The following is a 23,264-nucleotide window of genomic DNA, read 5'->3' as shown; positions in this document are numbered from 1 at the left end:
TTAGAAAAACATTTTACATTGGAAACCCTTATTGATTATTTTGAGACGATTCCGTCTAGCCACAGAAGTTTAATTTTAGTTGGCGGAATTACCTTTTTTTGGTTATTAGAAAGCGCAGTACCATTATTTAGCTTTAAATATAATAAATGGAAACACGCTTTTCCCAACCTTTTTTTTACAGCAACTACTATTGTAATTAATTTTACACTCGCTTTTTTATTATTAAAAACGGCAGATTGGGTGCAAGTAAATAACTTTGGATTAATTAATTGGTTGCCAGAAATGCCATTGTGGTTATATGTTGTTTTAGGCGTATTGTTTTTAGATTTCTTCGGAGCATATTTAGCACATTTTACCGAACATAAAATTCCAAAACTTTGGATGGTGCATTTGGTGCACCATACCGATCATGAGGTAGATACAACTACAGCAAATCGTCATCATCCTTTAGAAAGTGTTATCCGTTTTACGTTTACGTTAATAGGTGTTTTGTTAGTAGGAACGCCAATTGCAATTGTAATGTTGTATCAATCAATGTCGTTAATTTTTACACAATTAACGCATGCAAATATAAAAATGCCTAAAAACTTAGATAAGGTATTGAGTTATATAATTGTATCGCCAGATATGCATAAAATACATCACCATAATATGTTACCTTATACCGATTCTAACTATGGAAATATATTTGCTATTTGGGACCGTTTATTCGGAACGTATATGGAGTTTGATAGAGAAAAAATTGTGTACGGTGTAGATACTTTTCCGGATGCGGAAAAAAATGCCAGTTTAAAAGAATTATTAAAACAACCTTTTGCAGGTTATAGAAAACCGACTAATTTGGATGAAATAAATTAAATTTTTACATTTGAATATAAAAATGCTAAATATTTTAAATGATGAAAAAGATAATAATTACAACCTTTTTTTTAATTACGGTTATTCAACAGAGTAATGCAACGCATTGGATGACTTCTTTTAAAGATGCTAAAAAGTTGTCTGTAGCTACTAATAAATTAATTTTGATTGATTTTTGGGCAACTTGGTGTGGACCTTGTAAAAGAATGGAATCTGATACTTGGAATAAACCAGAAGTGGAAGAGATTTTAAATGCTTATGTGCCTTTAAAGATTGATATTGATGTGTTTAGGAAAATATCAAATAAATACTCAGCGAATACAATTCCTTATATTTTAATTGTTGATGCTAATGGAGAGGTTATCTATAACGAAAAAGGTTATAAGGATAAAAACGAAATGCTTAAAGTTTTAAAAAGGTATGCTATTAGCACTAAAATATTCCAAGATGATTTTTTAAATTTCTATAAAAAACAAACTCCAGAGATAGCTATTTCATTAGCAGAGAAATATTTTGATAGTTCTATTTATGTTAATGAGAATGTTAAATATGATTTTTTAAAGTTGGCTTCTGTTTATTTAAAAAAAGTAAAAAAATTAACAACAAAAAAAGAGTATAAATCTAAATTTTATCAAAAAGAAATTTTATTAGGAAAAGGATATAGATACCTAATAACAGGTAAAAATGAAAAAGCATTAAAATTTTTAAATAAGGAATTTAAAGAAGAAGATATTTTACCAAAAAATAAAGCCTTATATGATTTTATAAATTTTGTAGCATACAATAAATTAAAAGATAAAGAAAGTGCTAAAATTTGGTATAATAAATTAAAAGAAGATAAGAATTATAAAGCTTATTTATTGAAATCTAGAAAGATTTAATTTAAAACGAGCTTTAAGAGCTCGTTTTTTGTTTTTCAATCATTTCTAAAATATATTTTCCACGAGCTTTACAGCCTTTACTTTCGTGAATAATTTTAGAGCTAATTAAATGTTGTAATTCTGGGTGTACCCAGTCTCTTTGTAATCCGAAAAGGTATAATAAGTTCATTGTGTAAGCTCTAACTGCTATTTTTTGATCAGTAATTAACCAATCAAATCCGGTTTCAATAATTGTGTCAATATGTTTTTGAGTTAGTATTTTTTTTGTTTCATTTTCGGTTTTAGATGTGTAAGCATTTGCTAAATGTTCGCAAATTTTAGCACAAGGCCTTATGGCGCTATCAAAATGAAGGTTTGATATATTTTTAACAAAAACATCAATATAAGGGTGTATATAATTTATGCTATTGTGCGTACAAATCCACTCTAAAACCCAGGCAGCTTTAATTGATATTTTTTGATCAACATCAAAAGTAATAGCTACTAAATATTTTAGTAATTTTGGCTGCTCTAATACAATATTTGATGCTTTATCTCTGTTTACCCTAGCAGGGTTTTTCATATCATCTAAAACAGAAATTAAAAAATCGACACTCATATTGGTACGGTTTATGTATTTTTGAAATAAGTAAGTTTTACACCTAAATAAAATTATCAATGCTAAATATAAAAAGGATATTTTCAACAGCACTTTTATTATCAGTTTTTTTTATAATTTCTGTAACTGCTCAAAAATTAAATAAATTTGATGTAAACGGAAAAAGAACTGGTGTGTGGAAAAAGTTTTATGATAATGGTAAAATTCGTTATTCGGGAGCTTTTAAAAACGGAAAAGAAACAGGTGTTTTTAAATTTTATAGCATCACATCATCATCACAACCAACAATTGTAAAAGTATATACTAACGATACCGCTTCTGTAAAATTTTACAATCAGTTGGGTAAATTAAAAAGCGAAGGTAAAATGGTAGGTAAAAACCGTATTGGTAAATGGACTTATTATTTTACGAATGGAAAGATTTTTTCTGAAGAAGAATATAAAGAGGGTAAGTTACATGGAGTGCTTAAAAACTATTATCCGAATGGAAATTTAACCCAAGAAGCCATTTATAGCGAAGGAAAAAAGAATGGTCTTTCTAAAACTTTTACAGATACTGGTATTTTAATTGAAGAAGTTTTTTATGCTAATGATCAGTTAGAGGAAGAAGGAAAATACTACGATTTAAAAGGAAATATAAAAGAAAAAGGAATGTATAAAAACGGAAAAAGAGTTGGTAAATGGGAGTTTTATATGGATGGAGAAATTGTGGATAAGAAGGAAAAACAAAAATTATCAAAGTTAAAAAAGAATTAATTTAGTATCAATTTTATTGATGTATCTATTAATTTTATCCATTCTAAAACCAGAAACTTATTCGTAAATTTGCACCTTACAAAAACAAAAAATGAAAAGAGTAGTAGTAGGACTTTCGGGAGGTGTAGATAGTAGTGTAACCGCATATTTGTTAAAAGAACAAGGGTATGAGGTAATCGGCTTGTTTATGAAAAACTGGCACGACGATTCGGTAACAATTTCTGATGAATGCCCGTGGTTAGAAGACAGTAATGACGCAATGATTGTTGCTGATAAATTAGGCATCCCTTTTCAAACGGTAGATTTAAGCGATCAATATAAAGAACGTATTGTTGATTATATGTTTAATGAATACGAAAAAGGACGCACACCAAATCCGGATGTTTTATGTAACCGAGAAATTAAGTTTGATGTTTTTATGGATATCGCTTTAAGTCTCGGAGCCGATTATGTGGCAACAGGACATTATTGTAGAAAAGCGGAAGAAACTATAAACGGAGCTCAAGTTTATAAATTACTGGCAGGGAAAGATACGAATAAAGATCAATCGTATTTTTTATGTCAATTATCACAAGAACAAATGGCTAAAGCAATGTTCCCTATTGGCGAATTAACAAAGCCAGAAGTAAGGGAAATTGCAAAAAAAGCAGATTTAATTACTGCGGATAAAAAAGATTCTCAAGGATTATGTTTTATAGGTAAAGTTCGTTTACCAGATTTTTTACAGCAAAAATTACAAACTAAAGAAGGAGTAATTGTACAAATTCCTTCTGATTTTGAGCAATACACTCGTTCAATTCCTGAATTTGAAAACAAAGAAGCTGAATTAAAATACTTCTCAACAAAATTTTCTTATAAAAAGGAAGACGGAAAAGTGGTAGGAAAACATCAAGGTGCACATTATTTTACCAAAGGACAGCGAAAAGGGTTAAATGTTGGTGGAACAAAAGAAGCATTGTATGTTATTGAAACCGATGTTAACGAAAATGTAATTTATACTGGTGAAGGGAAAAATCACCAAGGTTTATATAGAAATGTATTATTTGTTTCTAATGAAGAATTGCATTGGGTTCGTGAAGATTTGGCTTTAAAATCTGGAGAAATAATGGAAGTTGAAGCAAGAATTCGTTACCGTCAAAAATTAGAAAAAGCAATTCTGTATAAAGTTGATACAGGTTTATATGTTGAGTTTACAAATCCACAATCAGCAATTCAAGAAGGGCAATTTGTTGCTTGGTATAAAGAAGAAGAGTTGTTAGGTTCGGGAGTGATTTCTTAAAAAATCATCCTTTCTAACTAAATCAAAAAAATCTTTTTAAATAAGTTCTTAAAAACTAATTTATGCAAAATAAAATCACACAACTTTTTAATATAAAATATCCAATTATTCAAGGAGGAATGATTTGGGTTAGCGGATGGAAATTAGCGTCAGCAGTATCAAATGCTGGCGGATTAGGTTTAATTGGTGCTGGATCTATGTATCCTGATGTATTGCGTGAGCACATTCAGAAGTGTAAAAAAGCAACTGACAAACCTTTCGGTGTAAACGTACCAATGTTATATCCTGATATTGAAAAAATCATGGATATTATTATTGAAGAAGAAGTTAAAATTGTTTTTACATCCGCAGGAAATCCTAAAACATGGACGTCTTATTTAAAGGAAAAAGGAATTACCGTTGTACATGTGGTAAGCTCGGTAAAATTTGCTTTAAAATCCGAAGCTGCAGGTGTAGATGCGGTTGTTTGTGAAGGTTTCGAAGCTGGCGGACATAATGGACGCGAAGAAACAACAACACTAACTTTAATACCTATGGTAAAAGAACAGGTTAAAATACCTGTAATTTCTGCTGGTGGAATTGGTTCGGGAAGAGGAATGCTTGCAGCTTTAGTTTTAGGGGCTGACGGTGTACAAATTGGGAGTCGTTTTGCTGCTACTTTAGAGTCTTCTGCTCATCGTAATTTTAAAGAAACCATTGTAAATGTTAAAGATGGCGATACACATTTAACGTTAAAAGAATTAGCTCCAGTTCGTTTGGTAAAAAATAAATTTTATCAAGAAGTACAAGAGTTGTATCAAAAAAATCCATCAATAGATCAAATTAAAGAATTGTTAGGAAGAGCGAGAGCTAAAAAAGGAATGTTTGAAGGCGATTTAGATGATGGAGAGCTTGAAATTGGTCAAGTTGCAGGGTTAATTCACGAAATTAAATCAGCAAAAGAAGTACTTGAAGAAATTGTGAGTGAGTTTAATGAAGTAAAATCTGTAATAACGACACTTTAATTTATGTTAATATAATAAACTAAAGAAGGAAGCTTTTAAAGCTTCCTTTTTTTTGTGAAAAGTGTTTTTTAGTAGTTTACATAGTCTACAATTTCTAATCCGTAACCAATCATACCAACACGTTTGGTTTGTTTGGTGTTAGAGACTAAGCGCAGTTTATGTATGTGTAAATCGTGTAATATTTGTGCTCCGATTCCAAAATCTTTGTTATCCATCACAACATTCGGAGCTTTTAATTCTCCTTTAGCTTGATTTTCTTTTAAACCACGTAATCGGTTTAATAAATTTAATGCCTGATTTTGCTGATTGATAAAAACAATGGCACCTTTTCCTTCTTTATTAATAACGTTAAACATTTGATCTAACTTCTTGTCCGCATTATTGGTTAATGTACCAAGAATGTCATTATTAATTAAAGTTGAATTAATTCTAGTTAAAATAGGATCGGTTTTTGTCCAAGTTCCTTTAGTTAAGGCAATGTGGATTTGTTTATTGGTTGTTTGCTGATAAGCTCTTAAACGATAATCACCAAAACGGGTTTGGATATTAAAATCTTCTTTCTTTTCAATTAAAGAATCATGTTCCATTCTGTAAGCCACTAAATCTTCAATCGAAACAATTTTTAAATCGAATTTTTTAGCAACTTCTAAAAGTTGAGGTAAACGAGCCATGGTACCATTTTCGTTCATAATTTCAACGATAACACCAGCAGGTTGTAAACCAGCTAAACGAGCAAAGTCTATTGCAGCTTCGGTATGACCTGTTCTTCTTAAAACTCCTCCGTTTTTAGCTTTTAACGGAAAAATATGTCCAGGGCGTGCTAAATCAAAAGGTTTAGTTTCATTATCTACTAATGCAAGAATTGTTTTTGCTCTATCAGATGCCGAAATACCTGTGGTAACACCTTTACCTCTTAAATCTACAGAAACGGTAAAAGCAGTTTCCATAGGATCGGTATTGTTGTTAACCATCATGTTTAATTCTAGTTCTTTACAACGATCTTCTGTAAGTGGTGTGCAAATTAAGCCTCTACCATGAGTAGCCATAAAGTTTACCATTTCTGGAGTTACTTTTTCTGCAGCAGCTAAAAAATCACCTTCATTTTCGCGATCTTCATCATCTACTACAATAATAACTTTTCCGTCTCTTATATCTTGTATCGCTTCTTCAATAGTGTTTAATTGAATTTTAGCTGCTGTTTTTGTTGCCATTAGTTATGTTGTTTTCTCTTTTTTAGAGAATATGTTTTTTAATAAATTAATTAGAGGATTTATAAAGCTCTTAAAATCAAATAAGCCCTTGTCTTTACTTGCTCTAATTGTTAGTGTTATAGCCAAAGGTAGCATTAAAAATACACTTAGCCAAGAACCTGTAATTGCTGTTACCGAGCTTTCTTCGGCTAAATTTCGACCAAATGTATTCGTGAAAAAATAAAGTACATAAATAGCAATGGCTAAAATCATAGGTAATCCCATTCCGCCTTTTCTTATAATAGATCCTAAAGGTGCTCCAATAAAAAACAGTAATAAACAAGAAAGCGAAAAAGCAACTCTGTTGTAAAATTCAATGTCGTACAGGTTAAGATATTTTCTTTTTTTCTTCAGCCTATCTTTATTTGATTTATCACTACTGATGCTTCTATCAATTTTAGATTTTGAGCTATTTAAAATATTTTGTTTTTCCCTAAGATTAAAGTTGTCTAAGATATTTAATGAAAGTTCTTTGTTAACTAAAGAATCGGGATAAGTATGTAAATCTTCAATATCAACATTTAAAAATAAATTTTTAGATCTACTAACAATAAAGGCATCATACTCTCTTTTCATAGAAGGTATGGTGTCTTTTAGTTGATTTAAACTCAACATATTGTATTGAGTTTTGTATTTTTCTTCTTCTAAATCACCGCCACTTAAAGATGAAATATCTATATTAATTGTGTATTCATCAAATTCAGCATAAGAAGCAGGCATTTTTTGCCTTTCTTTAAAAGTAGCTCTATTTTTTTTATGATGCTCAAAATAGTGTCCGTTTTCTAAAACTAAAGTCATGTATCTACTTCCTTCATTTGAAACTATTTTACCTTTTTCGGCAGTTATAATTTTGTTATTACCATTTTGATCGGATAAATCATAAATCATCACCTTTTTTAAAAGATTATCATCTTCTCCGTATTTTTCATCAAATTTAATCTGAAACTTTGGCAATTCAGTATTAAAACTACCAGCAACTAAAGCAATGGAAGGTTGTTTCTTTTTGATATTCATTTTCATGTTTAATTGCTTCAACATGGCATAAGGATACACATTGTTTAAAAAAACAAAGTTGACAGCACTTAAAAATAATGTTAAAAAAACCAAAGGACGCACCATTCTAGGAAGCGAAATACCTGCTGATTTTGTAGCAGCAAATTCATAGTTTTCAGAAAGTCCACCTAATGTCATAATTGACGAAAGTAAAACACCAATTGGCAATGCTTGCGGTGCCATAAGTAATGTAGTGTACCAAAGAAATTTTAAAATAATACCTAGGCTAATTCCTTTACCAGCAAAGCTTTCGAAAGCAAGCCATAATGCTTGCATTACTAAAACAAATAGTATGATTAAAAAAGTAGCGAAAAAAGGCTGTAAAAAGCTCTTTAAAATATATTTGTCTAATGTTTTCACAGTAGCAAAGGTAGTTTGTTAGTTGGATAAAAAAATAAAAGTTTTGTTAATCATTTTAATGTATTAACAAATTTATGATTGTTATCAATTTAATCGATAAAATAACCTTGTTTTAAGTATTTTTCTTTATCAAAAGAAAAGATGTTTTTAGAAATAGGTTGGTTACTTTTAAACTTTGTGATTGTAAACGTTGTTTCTGCTCCGTTAGAACCTATTTGAACTAATTTATAAATATGTTTTGTTTTTGCATCAATACCTAATTGTACTTTTACAATGTCAGAATTACTATCAATAGGAGTAAGGTTTACGTACTGTACTTTTCTACCATTTTTGTTTTGCAAATCTCCCATTTCATAATTATAACCTTCTTTGTAAAAAGTTAATAATTTTGAAGGATAAATAAATCCATCTTCCTCATCTAAATCTTCATTAGAAATATTCACTTCTTTTTCTTCTTGATTAATGACAACTAGTTTTTTACCATCAAAAATAAAATTATTACCCAAGTAGTCTAAATTATATTTTTCGCCAGAGAGCGTAATTTTTCCTCTTATCGGAGGGTCGTTTGTAATCCCAGCTTCTCTATTAATTAAAGAAGAATTAAAACCAATAACCATATTGGTATATGCTCCCATTTTACTAGAAACTTCGTCTAACAAGTTTTTAGCTTCAGATGAAGTGTTTTGACCTGTAATATTTAAGCTAATAAATAATCCAATAAATAATAATTGTAATTTTCTCATTGTATATATTTTCTTCCGTTTTCGGAATAATTTATAATTATTTTTTCTCGTTTTCTAATAACTGCTCTAAAGCAATAAAATCAGGTACTAAAACTTGTCGTGCTTTGCTTCCTTCAAAAGGTCCTACAATGCCTGCAGCTTCTAATTGATCTATTAATCGTCCCGCTCTATTATAACCCAATTTTAATTTTCGTTGTAATAAAGAGGCAGAACCTTGTTGTGCGGTAACAATTACTTCGGCAGCGTTTTTAAAGAGTTTGTCTCTGTCTTCAATGTCTATATCAACATTTGTGCCACCTTCTTCACCTACATATTCAGGTAATAAATAGGCATCTGGATATGCACGTTGAGAGCCAATAAAGTCGGTTATTTTTTCCACTTCAGGAGTGTCAACAAAAGCACATTGAATACGAGTGATGTCGTTTCCACCAGAATATAGCATATCACCACGACCAATTAATTGATCTGCACCTGGAGCATCTAAAATAGTTCTCGAATCTATTTTAGAGGTTACTCTAAAAGCTATTCTTGCAGGGAAATTTGCTTTTATAATACCCGTAATTACATTTACCGATGGTCTTTGAGTAGCAACAATTAAATGAATACCAATAGCACGAGCTAACTGCGCTAAACGGGCAATTGGTGTTTCTACTTCTTTACCAGCTGTCATAATTAAATCAGCAAATTCATCAATAACTAAAACAATATAAGGTAAAAATTTATGTCCGTTTTCAGGATTTAATTTTCGAGCTCTAAATTTTGTGTTATATTCTTTAATATTACGAACCATTGCGTTTTTTAACATGTCGTAACGATTATCCATTTCAATACAAAGCGAATTTAAAGTATGTACAACTTTGGTTGTATCAGTAATAATAGCTTCGTCAGTATCGGGTAATTTGGCTAAGTAATGGCGCTCAATTTTATTAAATAAAGTTAGTTCTACTTTCTTCGGATCAACTAAAATAAATTTAACTTCGGCAGGATGTTTTCTGTACAACAATGAAGTTAACACGGCATTTAATCCAACAGATTTACCTTGTCCGGTAGCACCAGCCATTAATAAGTGTGGCATTTTAGCTAAATCAACAACAAGCGTTTCGTTCGAAATAGTTTTACCTAAAGCAATCGGGAGTTCCATCGGACTTTCTTGAAATCTCTTTGATGAAATAACTGAGTGCATAGAAACGATGGTCGATTTTTTATTAGGCACCTCAATACCAATGGTTCCTTTACCAGGAATTGGCGCAATAATACGAATTCCTAAAGCAGAAAGTGATAAAGCAATATCGTCTTCTAAATTTTTAATTTTTGATATTCTAATACCTGCTTCGGGTACAATTTCGTAAAGTGTAATTGTAGGTCCAACAGTTGCTTTTATTTGAGCAATACCAATTTTGTAGTTTTTAAGAGTTTCTACAATTCGATTTTTATTAGCTTCAAGTTCTTCTGGATCAACAGAAATAGTTTCGTTGTATTCTTTTAGTAAATTAAAGGTTGGGAATTTGTAATTTCCAAGTTCTAATGTAGGATCAAATTCGCCAAAATCTTTAATTAATTGATCAGATAAATTTTCAGAAACACTTTTTTCTTCGGCAATTTTCTCAATAGCAACTTCAACCTCTTTTATTGTTTCTTCGGATGGTTTTACAGTAGGTTCAATTGTTTTCTTACTAACATCTAAAGTTATTTCTTCTTTGTTTGCTGTTTCAGTTTCTGTTTTTACATCCGAATGTTTTGTAATTGTAGGTTGTAAGTTTTCAACAGATAATTCAAAATCCGACTTTACTGAGGTGTCTTTTCCTTCAACTTTTTTTGAAATTATATTTTCAGCAACAACTTCATTAATCTCGGTAGTTTGATTTTCGTTTGATGTTTTTATTTTATCGTTAATTTTTTCTGGTGTAATACTAAATCGGATGATTAAATAGGTAATAAAAAAGAAAAGTAATAAAATAATTAATCCTGTTTTACCTAAAAAGGTTTGTAAATATTCATTTAATTCAAAACCAATAATACCAGATAGTAAAGCATTTTTTTCTTCAACAAAACCTAATGCAATCGAAAACCACAACATTATTAATAAGCCCCAATTCCAAGAAATAATAATTCTTTTAAGATTGGTTTGTAGTAAAATTCGTGCGCCTGTTAAAAAAAGTGTTACTGATATGGTAAAAGCGCCTAAACCGAAGCCTTTATAAATAAAAAAGTGACTAAGTTTAGCGCCAATTTTACCTAATAAATTTTTGGTAGGAATAGTTTTGTTAGAAAACTGACTTAAAGCACTTTGATCTTCTTGCCAAGAAAAGAAAAAAGAAATAAAAGCAACCGTTAAAAACAGTGAGAAAAGCACTAAAAAAGCGCCTAAAATAGTATGATTACGTTTGTTCATTAAAAAAAGGCTAACTTTTTTTAATGAACTATTTTTAGGTTGTTTTTTTTGAGTGGTCGTCTTTTTTTTTGCCATGTATTTTTGTTAGAAATAAATTGAACGCTACAATATAGCTATTATTTTAGGAAGATAAATAATACCTGCAATGATCAATGAAATTACAGCAGCAAAAGCAGGTGCGCCAGCAGCAATATCTTTTATAAAACCAATTTTTTCGTGATATTCAGGATGTACAAAGTCAGCCACTTTTTCAACAGCTGTATTTAAAGCTTCCGCAACTAAAATCATTCCAATAACTAAACATTGAAACATCCATTCAGTTGCCGAAATATCAAAATAAAAACCAAAACAGGTAGCAATAAATCCAAAAAAAAGTTGAGCCTTAATGCTATCTTCAGTAGTAATTAATAACCACATGCCTTTTAAGGCAAATGTCATACTACGCAGTCGCCCTTTTATAAAACCATCATTCGGATTTTTCATAAAAATATTATAAAACGTTTAAGGCAGCTTCGTAATTAGGTTCGTTAACCGTTTCGCTTACTTGTTCAGTATAAATAACATTGCCTTTTTCATCAATAATAACAATACAACGAGAGTGTAAACCTGCTAAAGGACCATTTTTAATTTCTAAACCGTAATCTTTACCAAAATTTCCTGTAGTAAAATCAGATAACATAACTACGTTTTCAATTCCTTCAGCTCCACAAAAACGACCTTGTGCAAATGGTAAATCTCTAGAAATACATAAAACTTTGGTGTTTTCTAAATCAGCAGCTTTTTTATTAAATTCTCTAACAGAAGTTGCGCAAGTGCCAGTGTCAACACTAGGAAAAATATTTAAAATTAATCTGCTTCCTTTAAAATCAGCTAATTTTTTAGTAGATAAATCGGTTGCAACTAATAAGAAATCGGTTGCTTTACTACCATTTTCAGGTAAATTTCCTGTTGTATCAAAAGGGTTTCCTTTAAGTGTAATTGATGCCATTTTTTGTTTGTTTTTATAAAAATCAAAGGTAATTAAATTAATTAAAAAACGGATAAGATAATGACAGCGGACTGCTAAAAAAGTTATCTTCGCATTCCGTAATACTACATCTTTTGAATTTACAACAATACACATCAGAATTTAAATATAATTGGAAGCTTGCTGCCCCTGTAATGTTAGGAATGCTAGGGCATACTTTTGTGAGTTTTGTAGATAATATTATGGTTGGGCAATTAGGAACAGCAGAGTTAGCAGCGGTTTCTTTAGGTAATAGTTTTATGTTTATTGCCATGTCTTTAGGTATTGGGTTTTCAACAGCAATTACGCCTTTAATAGCCGAAGCAGATTCTTCTAATAATTTTAAACAAGCAAAATCTACCTTTAAACACGGATTATTTTTGTGTACTGTAATTGGAATTTTAATGTTTTTATTGGTGTTTTTTTCTAAGCCTTTAATGTATTTAATGAAACAACCCGTTGAAGTTGTTGAATTGGCAATTCCGTATTTAAATTTAGTTGCTTTTTCTTTAATACCGATGATAGTTTTTCAGGCTTTCAAACAATTTAGTGATGGATTGTCGATGACAAAATATCCGATGTACGCTACAATTTTAGCCAATGTTTTAAACGTTGTTTTAAATTATTTACTAATTTTTGGAAAGTTTGGTTTTCCTGAAATGGGAATTGTAGGAGCGGCGTACGGAACATTACTTTCTAGAGTTGTAATGGTGATTCACCTTCGCTGGATGTTGACCAAAAAGGAGCATTCAAAAAAATTAGTAACAAATATTAAATTATTTGTGTTAGATAAATTAATGCTTCGAAAAATTATAAATTTAGGGGCGCCGAGTGCGATGCAAATGTTTTTTGAAGTGGCTATTTTTACAGCAGCAATTTGGTTAAGCGGATTGTTGGGCAAAAATCCACAGGCTGCAAATCAAATTGCATTAAATTTATCGTCAATGACATTTATGGTGGCTATGGGATTAAGTGTAGCGTCTATGATTAGAGTTGGGAATCAAAAAGGATTGCAAAATTACAAAGAGCTTCGTAGAATTGCTTTTTCAATCTTTTTATTAGGAATTATTTTAGCAACCGTATTCGCAACTATTTTTTACTTATTTCATAAATCATTACCTAATTTATATGTTGATTTAAGCGATGCTGATAATTATGCAGATAATATGGAAGTGATGAAAATTGCAGCAAATTTATTAATAGCAGCTGCTATTTTTCAAATATCAGACAGTATTCAGGTAATGGTTTTAGGTGCTTTACGTGGTTTACAAGATGTTAAAGTGCCAACAATAATTACTTTTATATCATACTGGGTTGTTGGTTTTCCTATTAGTTATTTTTTTGGAAGCGAAGAAATGTACGGAAGTTTCGGAATTTGGTTAGGATTATTAGCTGGATTAACCACAGCATCTATTTTATTATTTATACGATTTAATAGATTAACTTTAAAATTAATTAAAACAAACCCAATTATTGGGGATAAATAAAATATTAATAATACACTTTTTATGAATTTACCTAAGTTTTTATTAGCAGATAATAGTAATTATCCAGAAGATATATTTGTGTTACATACAGAATATCCACGTTTTTTAATCAACTTAAAAGACGATGAAGTGGAGTGGTTTGAAGATTTATCGGGCGAAAAAGAAGAAGATATAACTACTGAATTAGCCGATTTAATGGATAAAGCAGGAGAGTTTTATGATAAAGAAATTGCTGGATTAGAAGAGTAATACTTAAAAAATAAAAATAGCAGTTAATTTTTTTAACTGCTATTTTTATTGAGGTTATTTTTTAAACAATAAAGAGAGTCCTTTTTTTAAGTGTGTTTCTGTAGTTTCATGTCCTCCTTCTCCAATAATTACAGTTGCATTTTTTAACTTTAAAAAATCAATTTCTTTTTTCGTTAACCTACCAACCGCTTGATCTTTTTTTCCTGTGATGTAAATAACGTTAGAGAGATTGGTGTCTTTTAATAAGTTTGTATATCTTTTATGACCAAAGCCAGAAGCCGTTCTTTTTAAATTGTTATCTAGTATATTGTTTTGTTTTTTATGAATTATTACCTCTGTACCGTCTTCTTTAAAAGATGCTTCAGTTCCTTGAGAAAATGTTTTCCATATTTTTTCTGTCATATCTAATCTTCCAACCATAAATAAATAGCCATCAGCAACATCTCCGTATTCGGCTAAAAGATCTGCTCCAGCAAATGCTCCATAAGAAAACCCTGTAACATAAACTTTTTTGTTTTGAGATTTAAAATAAGAAACCATGTCATAAAGTATTTTTGTGGTTTCTTTATTAAATTCGATTGATTGTTCGTGTGTTATTTCTTTTTTATTAAACCATTCTGGATGTAATGTTTGTACTTGATGTACATTAATAGCAAAAACATCTTTTGGATTAATTTTACCTATTTCAACAAAAAAACCTTCAAAACTTTTTGTTTCTATGTCTGCTATTGGTCCTCCTTGTGTATTTATAATTACCGTATTGCTTTCGGGATTACCAAAAGAGTAGCCTAAATTAGCCAAACGTTTAGGTATATTTTTATAGTTAATTACAACTTTTACAGGTTTAATTTTTACAAGTACTAGTAATTTATAATTTCCATTTTTATCAACAAACATTTTTGGTGTTACTTTTTGCTGCATAATTAATGGCATTGCTTTTTCAAGCGTAGTTTTAGTACCATCTTCATAATACACTAAATCTAATTTTGATGGTCGTCCTTTTTTTACAAGTTCATCCATAGAAATTAGTTTTAAGTTTTTAGGAACAAATGAATAAGCTTGTTTTTGTGGTTTTTCACCTGCAGCTATCAATAATTTGTAGTTTCCGTTTTTATCAACAAACATTTTAGGCATTAGTTTTTGTTGCATAATTAACGGCATAACTTCTTTAAGCGTAGTTTTAGTACCGTCTTCATAATACACTAAATCTAATTTTGAAGGAGGGCCTTTTCTCATCAGTTCATCCATAGAAATTAGTTTTAAATTTTTAGGAACAAATGAGTAATTTTGAGCTTGATTCATTACTGTAATGAACAAAGCAATAATAAGTGTTATTTTTTTCATGATATATTCTTGTTTTATAATTACAAATAAAAAAGAATAATAAATAAGGTAAGGCTTACTGTGTGATTTTACAGTAATTAAGACGTCTCAATATTAGGTTTTACGGCAGATGAGACTTTTTTGGTCTGTAAAAACTAGGTGAATTACCAGTGTATTCTTTAAAAACTCTATTAAAAGTTGGTTTCGAATTAAAGCCAGCATCAAAAGCAAGATTTAGTATTTTTATATGTGTGTTATTAGAATCTTTTATTTTAGTAATTACTTCTTCTACCCGAAACTCATTAATAAACGTGTAAAAATTTTTATTTAAATGTTGATTTATAGCATTTGATATTTCTCGCTCAGAGATGGCTACATGTTTGCTTAATAAATTTAAACTAAGATCTGGATTTTGATACAATTTATTTTCTGCTATTTCATTAGTTATTTTTTTGATGATTGCCGAAAAATCTTTGTTTTTTATAGTTTTTGATTCTAAGGATGTATCATAAAAAAGTACTGTTTGTGTTTGAATAAATCCTTTTATACTTAGCCAGTATATGGTAAAAGAAATGATTAAAGCAGGAATTATTTCGAAGTAAACAGTAGAGCTAGAGTCTTCTTTAATAAATAAATATATAATAAGAAGAAGAATAATGAAAAATGAAACAGCTAAAATATTGATGATCAGTTTTATCCAGTTTAAATGAATGTTTTCGATAGAAGAAAGGTTGTTAAGAATATTACTTTGATAATTATGAATGGCTTTATGTGCTAAATAACTGTAGATTAAAATTAATAAAACAGATAGCGTACCAATATTATTTAAAAAAGCTAAAATTATTATAGAAATGTCTTCTTCCTTAAAAAATTTTAAAAGAATAAGTGGAAGGTAATTTACTAGAATAAAGCTAAAATGCCATAACTGTTTTTTTTTAAATTTAAATTGTGGGTTTGTTAAACTGATGCAATAAAAATAAAAAGAGGGACCAGTTAAAATTAAGGGCCAAACAGGAAAAAATTGTAGCCAAGTATATGTTTCAAAAAAATTTAATTGAACAAAAACAGGTGCAACTAAAGTTAAACAAAGTGAGGCTATTAGTAAACTAAGAAATCGATTTGCTAGCTTGTTTTCTTTTTTAAAAAAGAGTAAAAAGCTATAAATAAATCCGTTTATTATCGCGCTAATTGCTATTAAATGAATAATGTCTAAAGAAATTTCTTTCATTTAATTTAAAAGATTATTACGAATTGATTATTAAATTTTGTTTAAAAATAAGTTGATAGCCAATAGCTAAGTTAGTAAAATTTTAAACTTTAACTTTCTTTTTAAAAAAGGCATTTATTTTTTAGCGCGTTCAACTAATTCTAATTGTTCTAATTTGGCTTTGGTGGTAAATAATCCGTAATTTATAAAAACGGTTTTCTTTTCAATTTTATCAATAGTTCCAACAGCATTACCATCAATTAAACGAACTCGGTCATTTAGTTTGTATATATAAGCCGCTTTTTCAATTGCTATTTTTTTGGCTTCTTCTTTCTTTTCGGCTCTAACTTTTACTACTTTTTGTAATACTTCTTTTTCTACTTTTTGTAATACTTCTTTTTGTTTTTCAGCGATAATTTTATCTTGCTTTTTCTCTTGTTTCGTTAGTTTTTTAAGTGGTTTCTTTTTTATACGCTTCGTTTTTTCGGTAGCTACCCATTTAAAAAAATCAGCAGATAATTCTTTTTTATTATTGGTTTGAAAATACTTGTTTAACAACTCATTTGTTTTTCTCCCTAAAGTTAACATTCGTTGGTTGTTGTCATATAATTCTTGAAAACCAGAAAGTTTACTTTGCATTTTTTGCTCTTTTTCTTGTAAACTTTCAATATGTTCTTGACCTTTTGATTTTTGTTTAACCAAACTTTCAGACGTTTTTTGTAAACGATTACGCTCTTTTTGAAGCTTAGAAATCGTTTTGTCTAACCTAATTTTTTCGGTTTCAACCCTCTTCTTAGCTCTGTTAATTAAGCTATATGGAATTCCGTTTTTCTGCGCCACTTCAAAAGTAAAAGAACTACCAGCTTGCCCTATGTGTAACTTGTATAAGGGTTGTAAAGTACGCTCGTCAAACTGCATATTTGCATTGGTAACATTATCTAGCTCGTTGGCTAAAACCTTTAAGTTTGCGTAATGAGTGGTAATAATTCCGAATGCTTTTCGTTCGTAAAACTCTTCTAGAAAAATTTCCGCCAAAGCTCCTCCTAGTTCTGGGTCAGAACCGGTACCAAATTCATCAATTAAAAATAAAGTCCGATCATTACATTTTTTTAAAAATGAGCGCATGTTTTTTAAACGGTAACTATAGGTACTTAATTGATTTTCTATGGATTGATTATCGCCAATATCAGTTAAAATAGTTTTAAATAAAGTGGTTTCACTTCGTTCGTGAACAGGAATTAGTAAGCCGCTTTGTAGCATTAGCTGTAATAAACCAATTGTTTTTAAAGTAATGCTTTTTCCACCTGCATTGGGACCAGAAATAACAATAATCTGTTGTTTTTCGTCTAGTCGAATGGTTTGTGCAAAGGTTTTAAGACCTTGGTCTTTATTTTTTTTCCATAAAACAGGATGGTAAGCATCTTTAAAAAAAATCTTTTTTTCTTTTGATATTTTAGGTAATAATCCGTTAATATCTCTTGCATATTTTGCTTTTGCACCAATACTATCTAGGTGAATTAAAAAAACTAAATATTCATTTAATAAAGGAGTGAAAGGGCGAATTTCTTCCGCTAGTTTTTTTAATATTTTTACTATTTCTTGTTTTTCTTCGTAAAGTAAATTTTGCAATTCTCTACTGTATGTAAGTGTTGCTTGCGGAGCGATATAAACAATGTTGCCAGATTTAGAAGAACCTAATAAACTTCCTTTAACTTTTCGTCTATGCATTGCAGTTACGGCTAAAACACGCTGGTTGTCAATAATAGTTTCTTTAATATCATCCAAATAACCGTTAGTAATGCTGCTACTTAAAGCTTTTGTAAAACTTTCTGATATTTTTCCGCGAACGTTATTAATATCTTTACGTAATTGTTTTAAAATAATTGATGCATTATCGGCAACTTCACCATACGATGTAATTATTTTTTTTATAGCATCGGTAACAAAAGTAGTGTACTCAATTTCATCACTTAAAGTAAAAAGAGTAGGATAGTAGGTGTTAAATTTTTTTAAAAACTTTTTTTGCTCATTTACAGTTTCAGTAACCGTAGCAATTTTTAAAAAAGCTTCGGTATCTAAAAAACTATTTTCAATAGCTAAACGCTTTATGTTTTCTGTTATATCTTCAAAAAAATGATTCGGAATTCTGTTTTCATTTTCAAAAGAAGCTAAGTATTCATTTACTAAGTTTAATTCAAAAAATAAATTCCTATTGTTTGATATTGGCTGAATTTGTAAGGTTTTTTCTTTACCTAAAGTAGTAATACAGTATGTTGCAACTTGTTCTAAAACCGTTGTAAATTCTAAATCTTGAAGTGTCTTTTCTGAAATGTTTTTCGTCAAAATAGTATATTTGAAACCAAAGCAAAAATAACAAACAATGCAACTAAATATTAATGATAGCTGGAAAAATATTTTACAAACTGAGTTTAAAAAGCCATATTTTAAATGTTTAAGCGATTTTATAACGTTTGAATACCATAATAATGTGTGTTATCCGAAGCAAGAAGCTGTATTTAATGCGTTTAATTATTGTTCTTTTGAAACTTTAAAAGTAGTACTAATTGGTCAGGATCCTTATCACGGAAAAGGGCAAGCAAACGGATTGTCGTTTTCGGTTGCTGATGGAATTAAACATCCGCCATCGTTAGTAAATATTTTTAAAGAAATTGAAACTGATTTAGGAGTTTCATATCCAGTTTCTGGCGATTTGTCTCGTTGGGCAAAACAAGGAGTTTTATTATTAAATGCTACTTTAACGGTTAGAGAAAGTGATGCAGGAAGTCATCAAAAACAAGGTTGGGAAGTTTTTACAGATGCTGTTATAAAAAGAATATCTGAAGAGAAAGAAAACGTTGTTTTTTTACTTTGGGGCGGATTTGCAAAAAAGAAAGTGAAATTAATAAATACAGACAAACATACTGTTTTAACTTCAGGACATCCGTCTCCTTTAAGTGCAAATAGAGGTTATTGGTTTGGTAATAAACATTTTTCTAAAACCAATTCGTTTTTAAAAAGTGTAAATAGCAATCCTGTTAATTGGTAAAATAAAAGGCTGTTTGAATTTTTTCAAACAGCCTTTTATTTTATTTAACTAAAAGAAATTAGTTATTATATAATACCCAAGTTCCTTTTTCTAATAAAGGAATTGCTTGTTTGTATTTAACCTCTTTTTCTTCGCCAGACATTACATTTTTGATAGTAACTTTTTCGTTACGACCAATTTTAGGTTGCTCTCGTACAATAGTTTCAACAACTTGTTGTTCTTGTGTTTGCTGGTTACGAGCTCTGTTCATTGCTTGTTGTGTAGAGTTTTCTACTTCGTCTTTACGAGTATCTAACTGTTCGCGTTTTTGTGCAACAGCTTCTGATACTTGCGAAGCATCTTGACTAGGTAATTGCCCTTTAAATAAGAAAGATAAAACTTCTTTATTTACTTTGTCTACCGTTTTTTGAAACAACTCAAAAGCTTCAAACTTGTAAACTAATAAAGGATCTTTTTGTTCGTAAGTTGCATTTTGAACGGTTTGTTTTAACTCGTCCATTTTACGTAAATGATCTTTCCAGTTTTCATCAATAATTGATAAAGTAATATTTTTTTCAAAATCGTTTACTAATGATTTTCCTTCTGATTCGTAGGCTTCTTTTAAGTTAGTAACAACTTGTATTGTTTTAGCACCATCAGTAAAAGGCACAATAATACGTTCGTAACGATCGCCTTCGTTTTCGAAAACATTTTTAATAACAGGAAAAGCACTGTCAGCATTTCTTTCTGCATCATTTTTATAATGTTCAGAAACGATTATGTATAATTTGTCTACTAATTCTTGCTCTGATAATTTATTAAATTCTTCTTCGGTAAAAGGAGAAGTCATTGCTGAAAAACGAATTAATTCAAACTCGAAGTTTTTGTAATCGCTGTTCATTTTATTTTGTTTTACGATCGAATCACAAGTGTCGTAAATCATATTTGCAATGTCAATTTGTAAACGTTGCCCATCTAATGCATGACGACGACGTTTGTAAACAAACTCACGTTGTGCATTCATAATATCATCATATTCTAATAAACGCTTACGAATACCAAAGTTGTTTTCTTCAACTTTCTTTTGAGCTCTTTCAATAGATTTTGAAATCATAGAATGCTGAATTACTTCGCCTTCTTTTAATCCCATTCTATCCATCATTTTTGCAATTCTGTCAGAACCAAATAAACGCATTAAATTGTCATCTAAAGCAACATAAAATTGCGATGAACCAACATCTCCTTGACGACCAGCACGACCACGTAACTGACGGTCTACACGACGAGAGTCATGACGTTCTGTACCTACAATTGCTAATCCGCCAGCGGCTTTTACTTCGTCTGATAATTTAATATCGGTACCACGACCAGCCATATTTGTAGCAATTGTTACTACTCCAGGATTACCTGCTTCAGCAACAACATCTGCTTCGCGTTTGTGTAATTTTGCATTTAATATATTATGAGGAATTTTACGCATTTGTAACATTCTTCCTAATAATTCTGATATTTCTACAGAAGTTGTTCCAATAAGAACTGGGCGACCAGCTTTTGATAACTGAACAACATCTTCAATAACAGCATTGTATTTTTCGCGCGTAGTTTTGTAAACTAAATCGTCTTTATCATCTCTTTGAATTGGTCTGTTTGTTGGAATTTCAACAACATCTAATTTGTAGATTTCCCAAAACTCACCAGCTTCAGTAATCGCAGTACCTGTCATACCAGATAATTTACGATACATTCTAAAGTAATTTTGTAAAGTTACGGTTGCAAATGTTTGGGTAGCATCTTCAATTTTTACATCTTCTTTCGCTTCAATAGCTTGGTGTAAACCATCAGAGTAACGACGCCCGTCCATAATACGACCGGTTTGTTCATCGACAATCATTACCTTATTATCCATAACCACATATTCAACATCTTTTTCAAAAACAGTGTATGCTTTTAAAAGTTGATTCATGGTGTGAATACGTTCACTTTTTACACTAAAATCACGATATAAATCTTCTTTTTTATTCGCTTTTTCTTCAGGAGAATCCTCACTATTGTCTATCTGACCAACAATAACGCTAATATCTGGTAAAACGAAGAAAGTGTCGTTTTGTGTTTTTTCTGATAAATGCCCAATACCTTTATCCGTTAAATCAATTTGATTATTTTTTTCTTCAACAGTAAACCATAATTCAGCATCTACCTCAGGCATTAGCTTATTATTGTCTTGCATGTAAAAGTTTTCAGTTTTTTGAAGAATTTGCTTAATTCCTTCTTGCGATAAAAATTTAATTAAGGCTTTGTTTTTAGGTAAACCGCGATATACTCTTAATAACAAGAAACCACCTTCTTTACTGTTACCTTCTTTTAATAAGGTTTTAGCTTCTGCCAAAACACCTACTAAATATTTATTTTGTATGGCAACTAAATCGGCAACCAAAGGTTTTAATTCGTTAAATTCATGACGATCTCCTTGTGGTACTGGACCAGAAATAATTAATGGAGTACGAGCATCATCAACTAAAACAGAATCTACTTCATCAATAATCGCATAGTTAGGTGCTCTTTGTACTAAATCTTCTTTTGAGGAAGCCATGTTATCACGTAAGTAATCAAAACCGAATTCGTTATTGGTTCCGTAAGTAATATCAGCATTATAAGCTTTTCTACGTTCTTCAGAATTTGGTTGATGAAAATCAATACAATCGGTACTTAATCCGTGAAATTCAAAAATTGGAGCCATCCATGCTCGGTCACGTTTTGCTAAATAATCATTCACAGTTACAACATGTACACCATTACCAGTTAAGGCATTTAAGTAAACAGGTAAAGTAGAAACTAAAGTTTTACCTTCACCAGTCATCATTTCGGCAATTTTACCTTGGTGTAAAACAGATCCACCAATTAATTGTACGTCGTAATGAATCATATCCCAAGTTACTTCCTTACCGGCAGCATCCCATGAACTCGCCCAAAAAGCTTTGTCGCCTTCTAAAGTAATGTGTTCTTTTGTCGCAGATAATTCTCTGTCAAAAGAAGTTGCAGTAACTTCTAATTCATTATTTTTAGTAAAACGTTTAGCAGTTTCTTTTACTAAAGCAAAAGCTTCTGGCATAATCTCTAATAAAACAGCTTCTGATGCTTCATAAGATTCGTCTTTTAATTTATCAATTTCAGCATATATTTCTTCCTGACGATCAATGTCTGCAGTAAGAGCTTCTTCCTCTAAGGTTGTTATTTTTTCAGTAAAAGATTTTGTAGCCTCTTTTATTTTGGTTTTAAACTCAATTGTTTTTGTCCTTAGACCATCGTTTGATAAACTATTTAATGAATTTTCAAAAAATTGTGCTTTTTCAACAATCGGTTGTAGAGATTTTAGGTCTTTTTGTTGTTTATCACCAACAAAAAGTTTTAGAATCGAATTTAAAACGCTCATTTGTAAAATATTGTTTTGCAGCTTATTAACTGTTAGTTAAGTGGGCTTGTTATATGTTTATGTTTATTGCTTAAAAGTAAGCAAAAAAAAAGCCTCTTATAGAGACTTTTTGATGTTTGTATTTTAGTATTCGTCTTCGTTCCAAAGATAATCTTCTTCGGTCGGATAATCTGGCCAAATCTCGATTATTGAATCGTATGAATCACCTTCATCCTCAATATCTTGTAGATTTTCAACCACTTCTAAAGGCGCTCCTGTACGAATAGCGTAATCAATTAATTCGTCTTTAGTCGCAGGCCAAGGTGCATCTGCTAAATATGATGCTAGTTCAAGTGTCCAATACATTTTTTTATCTGTTTAAGTA

20 protein-coding genes are annotated in these 23,264 nt (G+C 30.3%); 8 read left to right on the top strand and 12 right to left on the bottom strand.

Annotation, left to right across the window (positions count from 1 at the left end):
- Window positions 1-18: 18 nt before the first annotated feature.
- Together ACN5J5_RS01375 and ACN5J5_RS01370 are read left to right on the top strand one after the other, a co-directional pair.
- Complete coding sequence (locus ACN5J5_RS01375; RefSeq protein ID WP_418645569.1) at window positions 19-858, top strand: sterol desaturase family protein; 840 nt, start codon at window positions 19-21, stop codon at window positions 856-858.
- A gap of 41 nt (window positions 859-899) precedes the next feature.
- The gene (locus tag ACN5J5_RS01370; protein ID WP_418645568.1) at window positions 900-1,739 is read left to right on the top strand and encodes a thioredoxin family protein; all 840 of its coding nucleotides are present in this window, start codon (window positions 900-902) and stop codon (window positions 1,737-1,739) included.
- Window positions 1,740-1,752: 13 nt separating this feature from the next.
- Here ACN5J5_RS01370 and ACN5J5_RS01365 read toward each other — a convergent pair whose 3' ends face one another.
- A complete protein-coding gene (locus ACN5J5_RS01365; RefSeq protein WP_418645567.1) occupies window positions 1,753-2,337 on the bottom strand; it encodes an adenylosuccinate lyase in 585 nt (194 codons plus the stop codon).
- A 59-nt stretch (window positions 2,338-2,396) separates the two neighbouring features.
- Between ACN5J5_RS01365 and ACN5J5_RS01360 the strand changes: the two genes are divergently transcribed.
- From ACN5J5_RS01360 to ACN5J5_RS01350, 3 genes are all read left to right on the top strand, one after another.
- Window positions 2,397-3,092 (top strand): toxin-antitoxin system YwqK family antitoxin, encoded by a 696-nt coding sequence (locus ACN5J5_RS01360; protein WP_418645566.1) that lies wholly within the window; start codon window positions 2,397-2,399, stop codon window positions 3,090-3,092.
- Between the two features lie 91 nt (window positions 3,093-3,183).
- Window positions 3,184-4,371 (top strand): tRNA 2-thiouridine(34) synthase MnmA, encoded by a 1,188-nt coding sequence (gene mnmA / locus ACN5J5_RS01355; protein ID WP_418645565.1) that lies wholly within the window; start codon window positions 3,184-3,186, stop codon window positions 4,369-4,371.
- A 62-nt stretch (window positions 4,372-4,433) separates the two neighbouring features.
- Window positions 4,434-5,375, top strand: coding sequence for an NAD(P)H-dependent flavin oxidoreductase (locus ACN5J5_RS01350; RefSeq protein ID WP_418645564.1), 942 nt, complete (start codon window positions 4,434-4,436; stop codon window positions 5,373-5,375).
- A 68-nt stretch (window positions 5,376-5,443) separates the two neighbouring features.
- Here ACN5J5_RS01350 and ribB read toward each other — a convergent pair whose 3' ends face one another.
- The 6 genes from ribB to tpx form a co-directional block, all read right to left on the bottom strand.
- The gene (gene ribB / locus ACN5J5_RS01345) at window positions 5,444-6,586 is read right to left on the bottom strand and encodes a 3,4-dihydroxy-2-butanone-4-phosphate synthase (protein ID WP_418645563.1); all 1,143 of its coding nucleotides are present in this window, start codon (window positions 6,584-6,586) and stop codon (window positions 5,444-5,446) included.
- A gap of 3 nt (window positions 6,587-6,589) precedes the next feature.
- Window positions 6,590-8,038 (bottom strand): LptF/LptG family permease, encoded by a 1,449-nt coding sequence (locus ACN5J5_RS01340; RefSeq protein ID WP_418645562.1) that lies wholly within the window; start codon window positions 8,036-8,038, stop codon window positions 6,590-6,592.
- Between the two features lie 89 nt (window positions 8,039-8,127).
- Window positions 8,128-8,781 carry a LolA family protein gene (locus ACN5J5_RS01335; protein WP_418645561.1) on the bottom strand — a complete coding sequence of 218 codons (654 nt, stop codon included), beginning with the start codon at window positions 8,779-8,781 and terminating at the stop codon, window positions 8,128-8,130.
- 37 nt (window positions 8,782-8,818) lie between these two features.
- On the bottom strand, window positions 8,819-11,248 hold the full coding sequence (locus ACN5J5_RS01330) for a DNA translocase FtsK 4TM domain-containing protein (protein WP_418645560.1): 2,430 nt from the start codon (window positions 11,246-11,248) through the stop codon (window positions 8,819-8,821).
- A gap of 27 nt (window positions 11,249-11,275) precedes the next feature.
- Window positions 11,276-11,656, bottom strand: coding sequence for a diacylglycerol kinase (locus ACN5J5_RS01325; RefSeq protein ID WP_418645559.1), 381 nt, complete (start codon window positions 11,654-11,656; stop codon window positions 11,276-11,278).
- A 7-nt stretch (window positions 11,657-11,663) separates the two neighbouring features.
- Window positions 11,664-12,161: a thiol peroxidase gene (tpx, locus tag ACN5J5_RS01320; protein WP_418645558.1), complete on the bottom strand. Its 498-nt coding sequence runs from the start codon at window positions 12,159-12,161 to the stop codon at window positions 11,664-11,666.
- Window positions 12,162-12,274: 113 nt separating this feature from the next.
- Between tpx and ACN5J5_RS01315 the strand changes: the two genes are divergently transcribed.
- Both ACN5J5_RS01315 and ACN5J5_RS01310 read left to right on the top strand, forming a co-directional pair.
- Window positions 12,275-13,666, top strand: a complete 1,392-nt coding sequence (locus ACN5J5_RS01315; RefSeq protein ID WP_418645557.1) for an MATE family efflux transporter — start codon at window positions 12,275-12,277, stop codon at window positions 13,664-13,666.
- 21 nt (window positions 13,667-13,687) lie between these two features.
- Complete coding sequence (locus tag ACN5J5_RS01310) at window positions 13,688-13,915, top strand: hypothetical protein (RefSeq protein ID WP_418645556.1); 228 nt, start codon at window positions 13,688-13,690, stop codon at window positions 13,913-13,915.
- A gap of 54 nt (window positions 13,916-13,969) precedes the next feature.
- On the opposite strand, the gene ACN5J5_RS01305 is transcribed toward ACN5J5_RS01310, so the two are convergent.
- The 3 genes from ACN5J5_RS01305 to ACN5J5_RS01295 form a co-directional block, all read right to left on the bottom strand.
- Window positions 13,970-15,259: a hypothetical protein gene (locus tag ACN5J5_RS01305; RefSeq protein WP_418645555.1), complete on the bottom strand. Its 1,290-nt coding sequence runs from the start codon at window positions 15,257-15,259 to the stop codon at window positions 13,970-13,972.
- Window positions 15,260-15,359: 100 nt separating this feature from the next.
- Entirely contained in the window at window positions 15,360-16,466 is a 1,107-nt protein-coding gene (locus tag ACN5J5_RS01300; RefSeq protein ID WP_418645554.1) for a helix-turn-helix domain-containing protein, read from the bottom strand.
- Window positions 16,467-16,580: 114 nt separating this feature from the next.
- A complete protein-coding gene (locus ACN5J5_RS01295; protein ID WP_418645553.1) occupies window positions 16,581-18,788 on the bottom strand; it encodes an endonuclease MutS2 in 2,208 nt (735 codons plus the stop codon).
- 37 nt (window positions 18,789-18,825) lie between these two features.
- On the opposite strand from ACN5J5_RS01295, the gene ACN5J5_RS01290 reads away from it, so the two are divergent.
- A complete protein-coding gene (locus ACN5J5_RS01290; protein WP_418645552.1) occupies window positions 18,826-19,491 on the top strand; it encodes a uracil-DNA glycosylase in 666 nt (221 codons plus the stop codon).
- Between the two features lie 58 nt (window positions 19,492-19,549).
- Here the strand turns inward: ACN5J5_RS01290 and secA are convergent, their stop codons facing one another.
- Together secA and ACN5J5_RS01280 are read right to left on the bottom strand one after the other, a co-directional pair.
- Window positions 19,550-22,900, bottom strand: a complete 3,351-nt coding sequence (secA, locus tag ACN5J5_RS01285; RefSeq protein WP_418645551.1) for a preprotein translocase subunit SecA — start codon at window positions 22,898-22,900, stop codon at window positions 19,550-19,552.
- 123 nt (window positions 22,901-23,023) lie between these two features.
- Window positions 23,024-23,245 (bottom strand): DUF2795 domain-containing protein, encoded by a 222-nt coding sequence (locus ACN5J5_RS01280; protein WP_028889331.1) that lies wholly within the window; start codon window positions 23,243-23,245, stop codon window positions 23,024-23,026.
- Between the last annotated feature and the right edge of the window lie 19 nt (window positions 23,246-23,264).

It is taken from the genome of Tenacibaculum insulae (assembly GCF_964512435.1).
Lineage (GTDB): Bacteria > Bacteroidota > Bacteroidia > Flavobacteriales > Flavobacteriaceae > Polaribacter > Polaribacter insulae_A.
The sequence above is the reverse complement of the archived record's forward strand: the minus strand, read 5'-3'. Positions and strand labels throughout refer to the sequence as shown.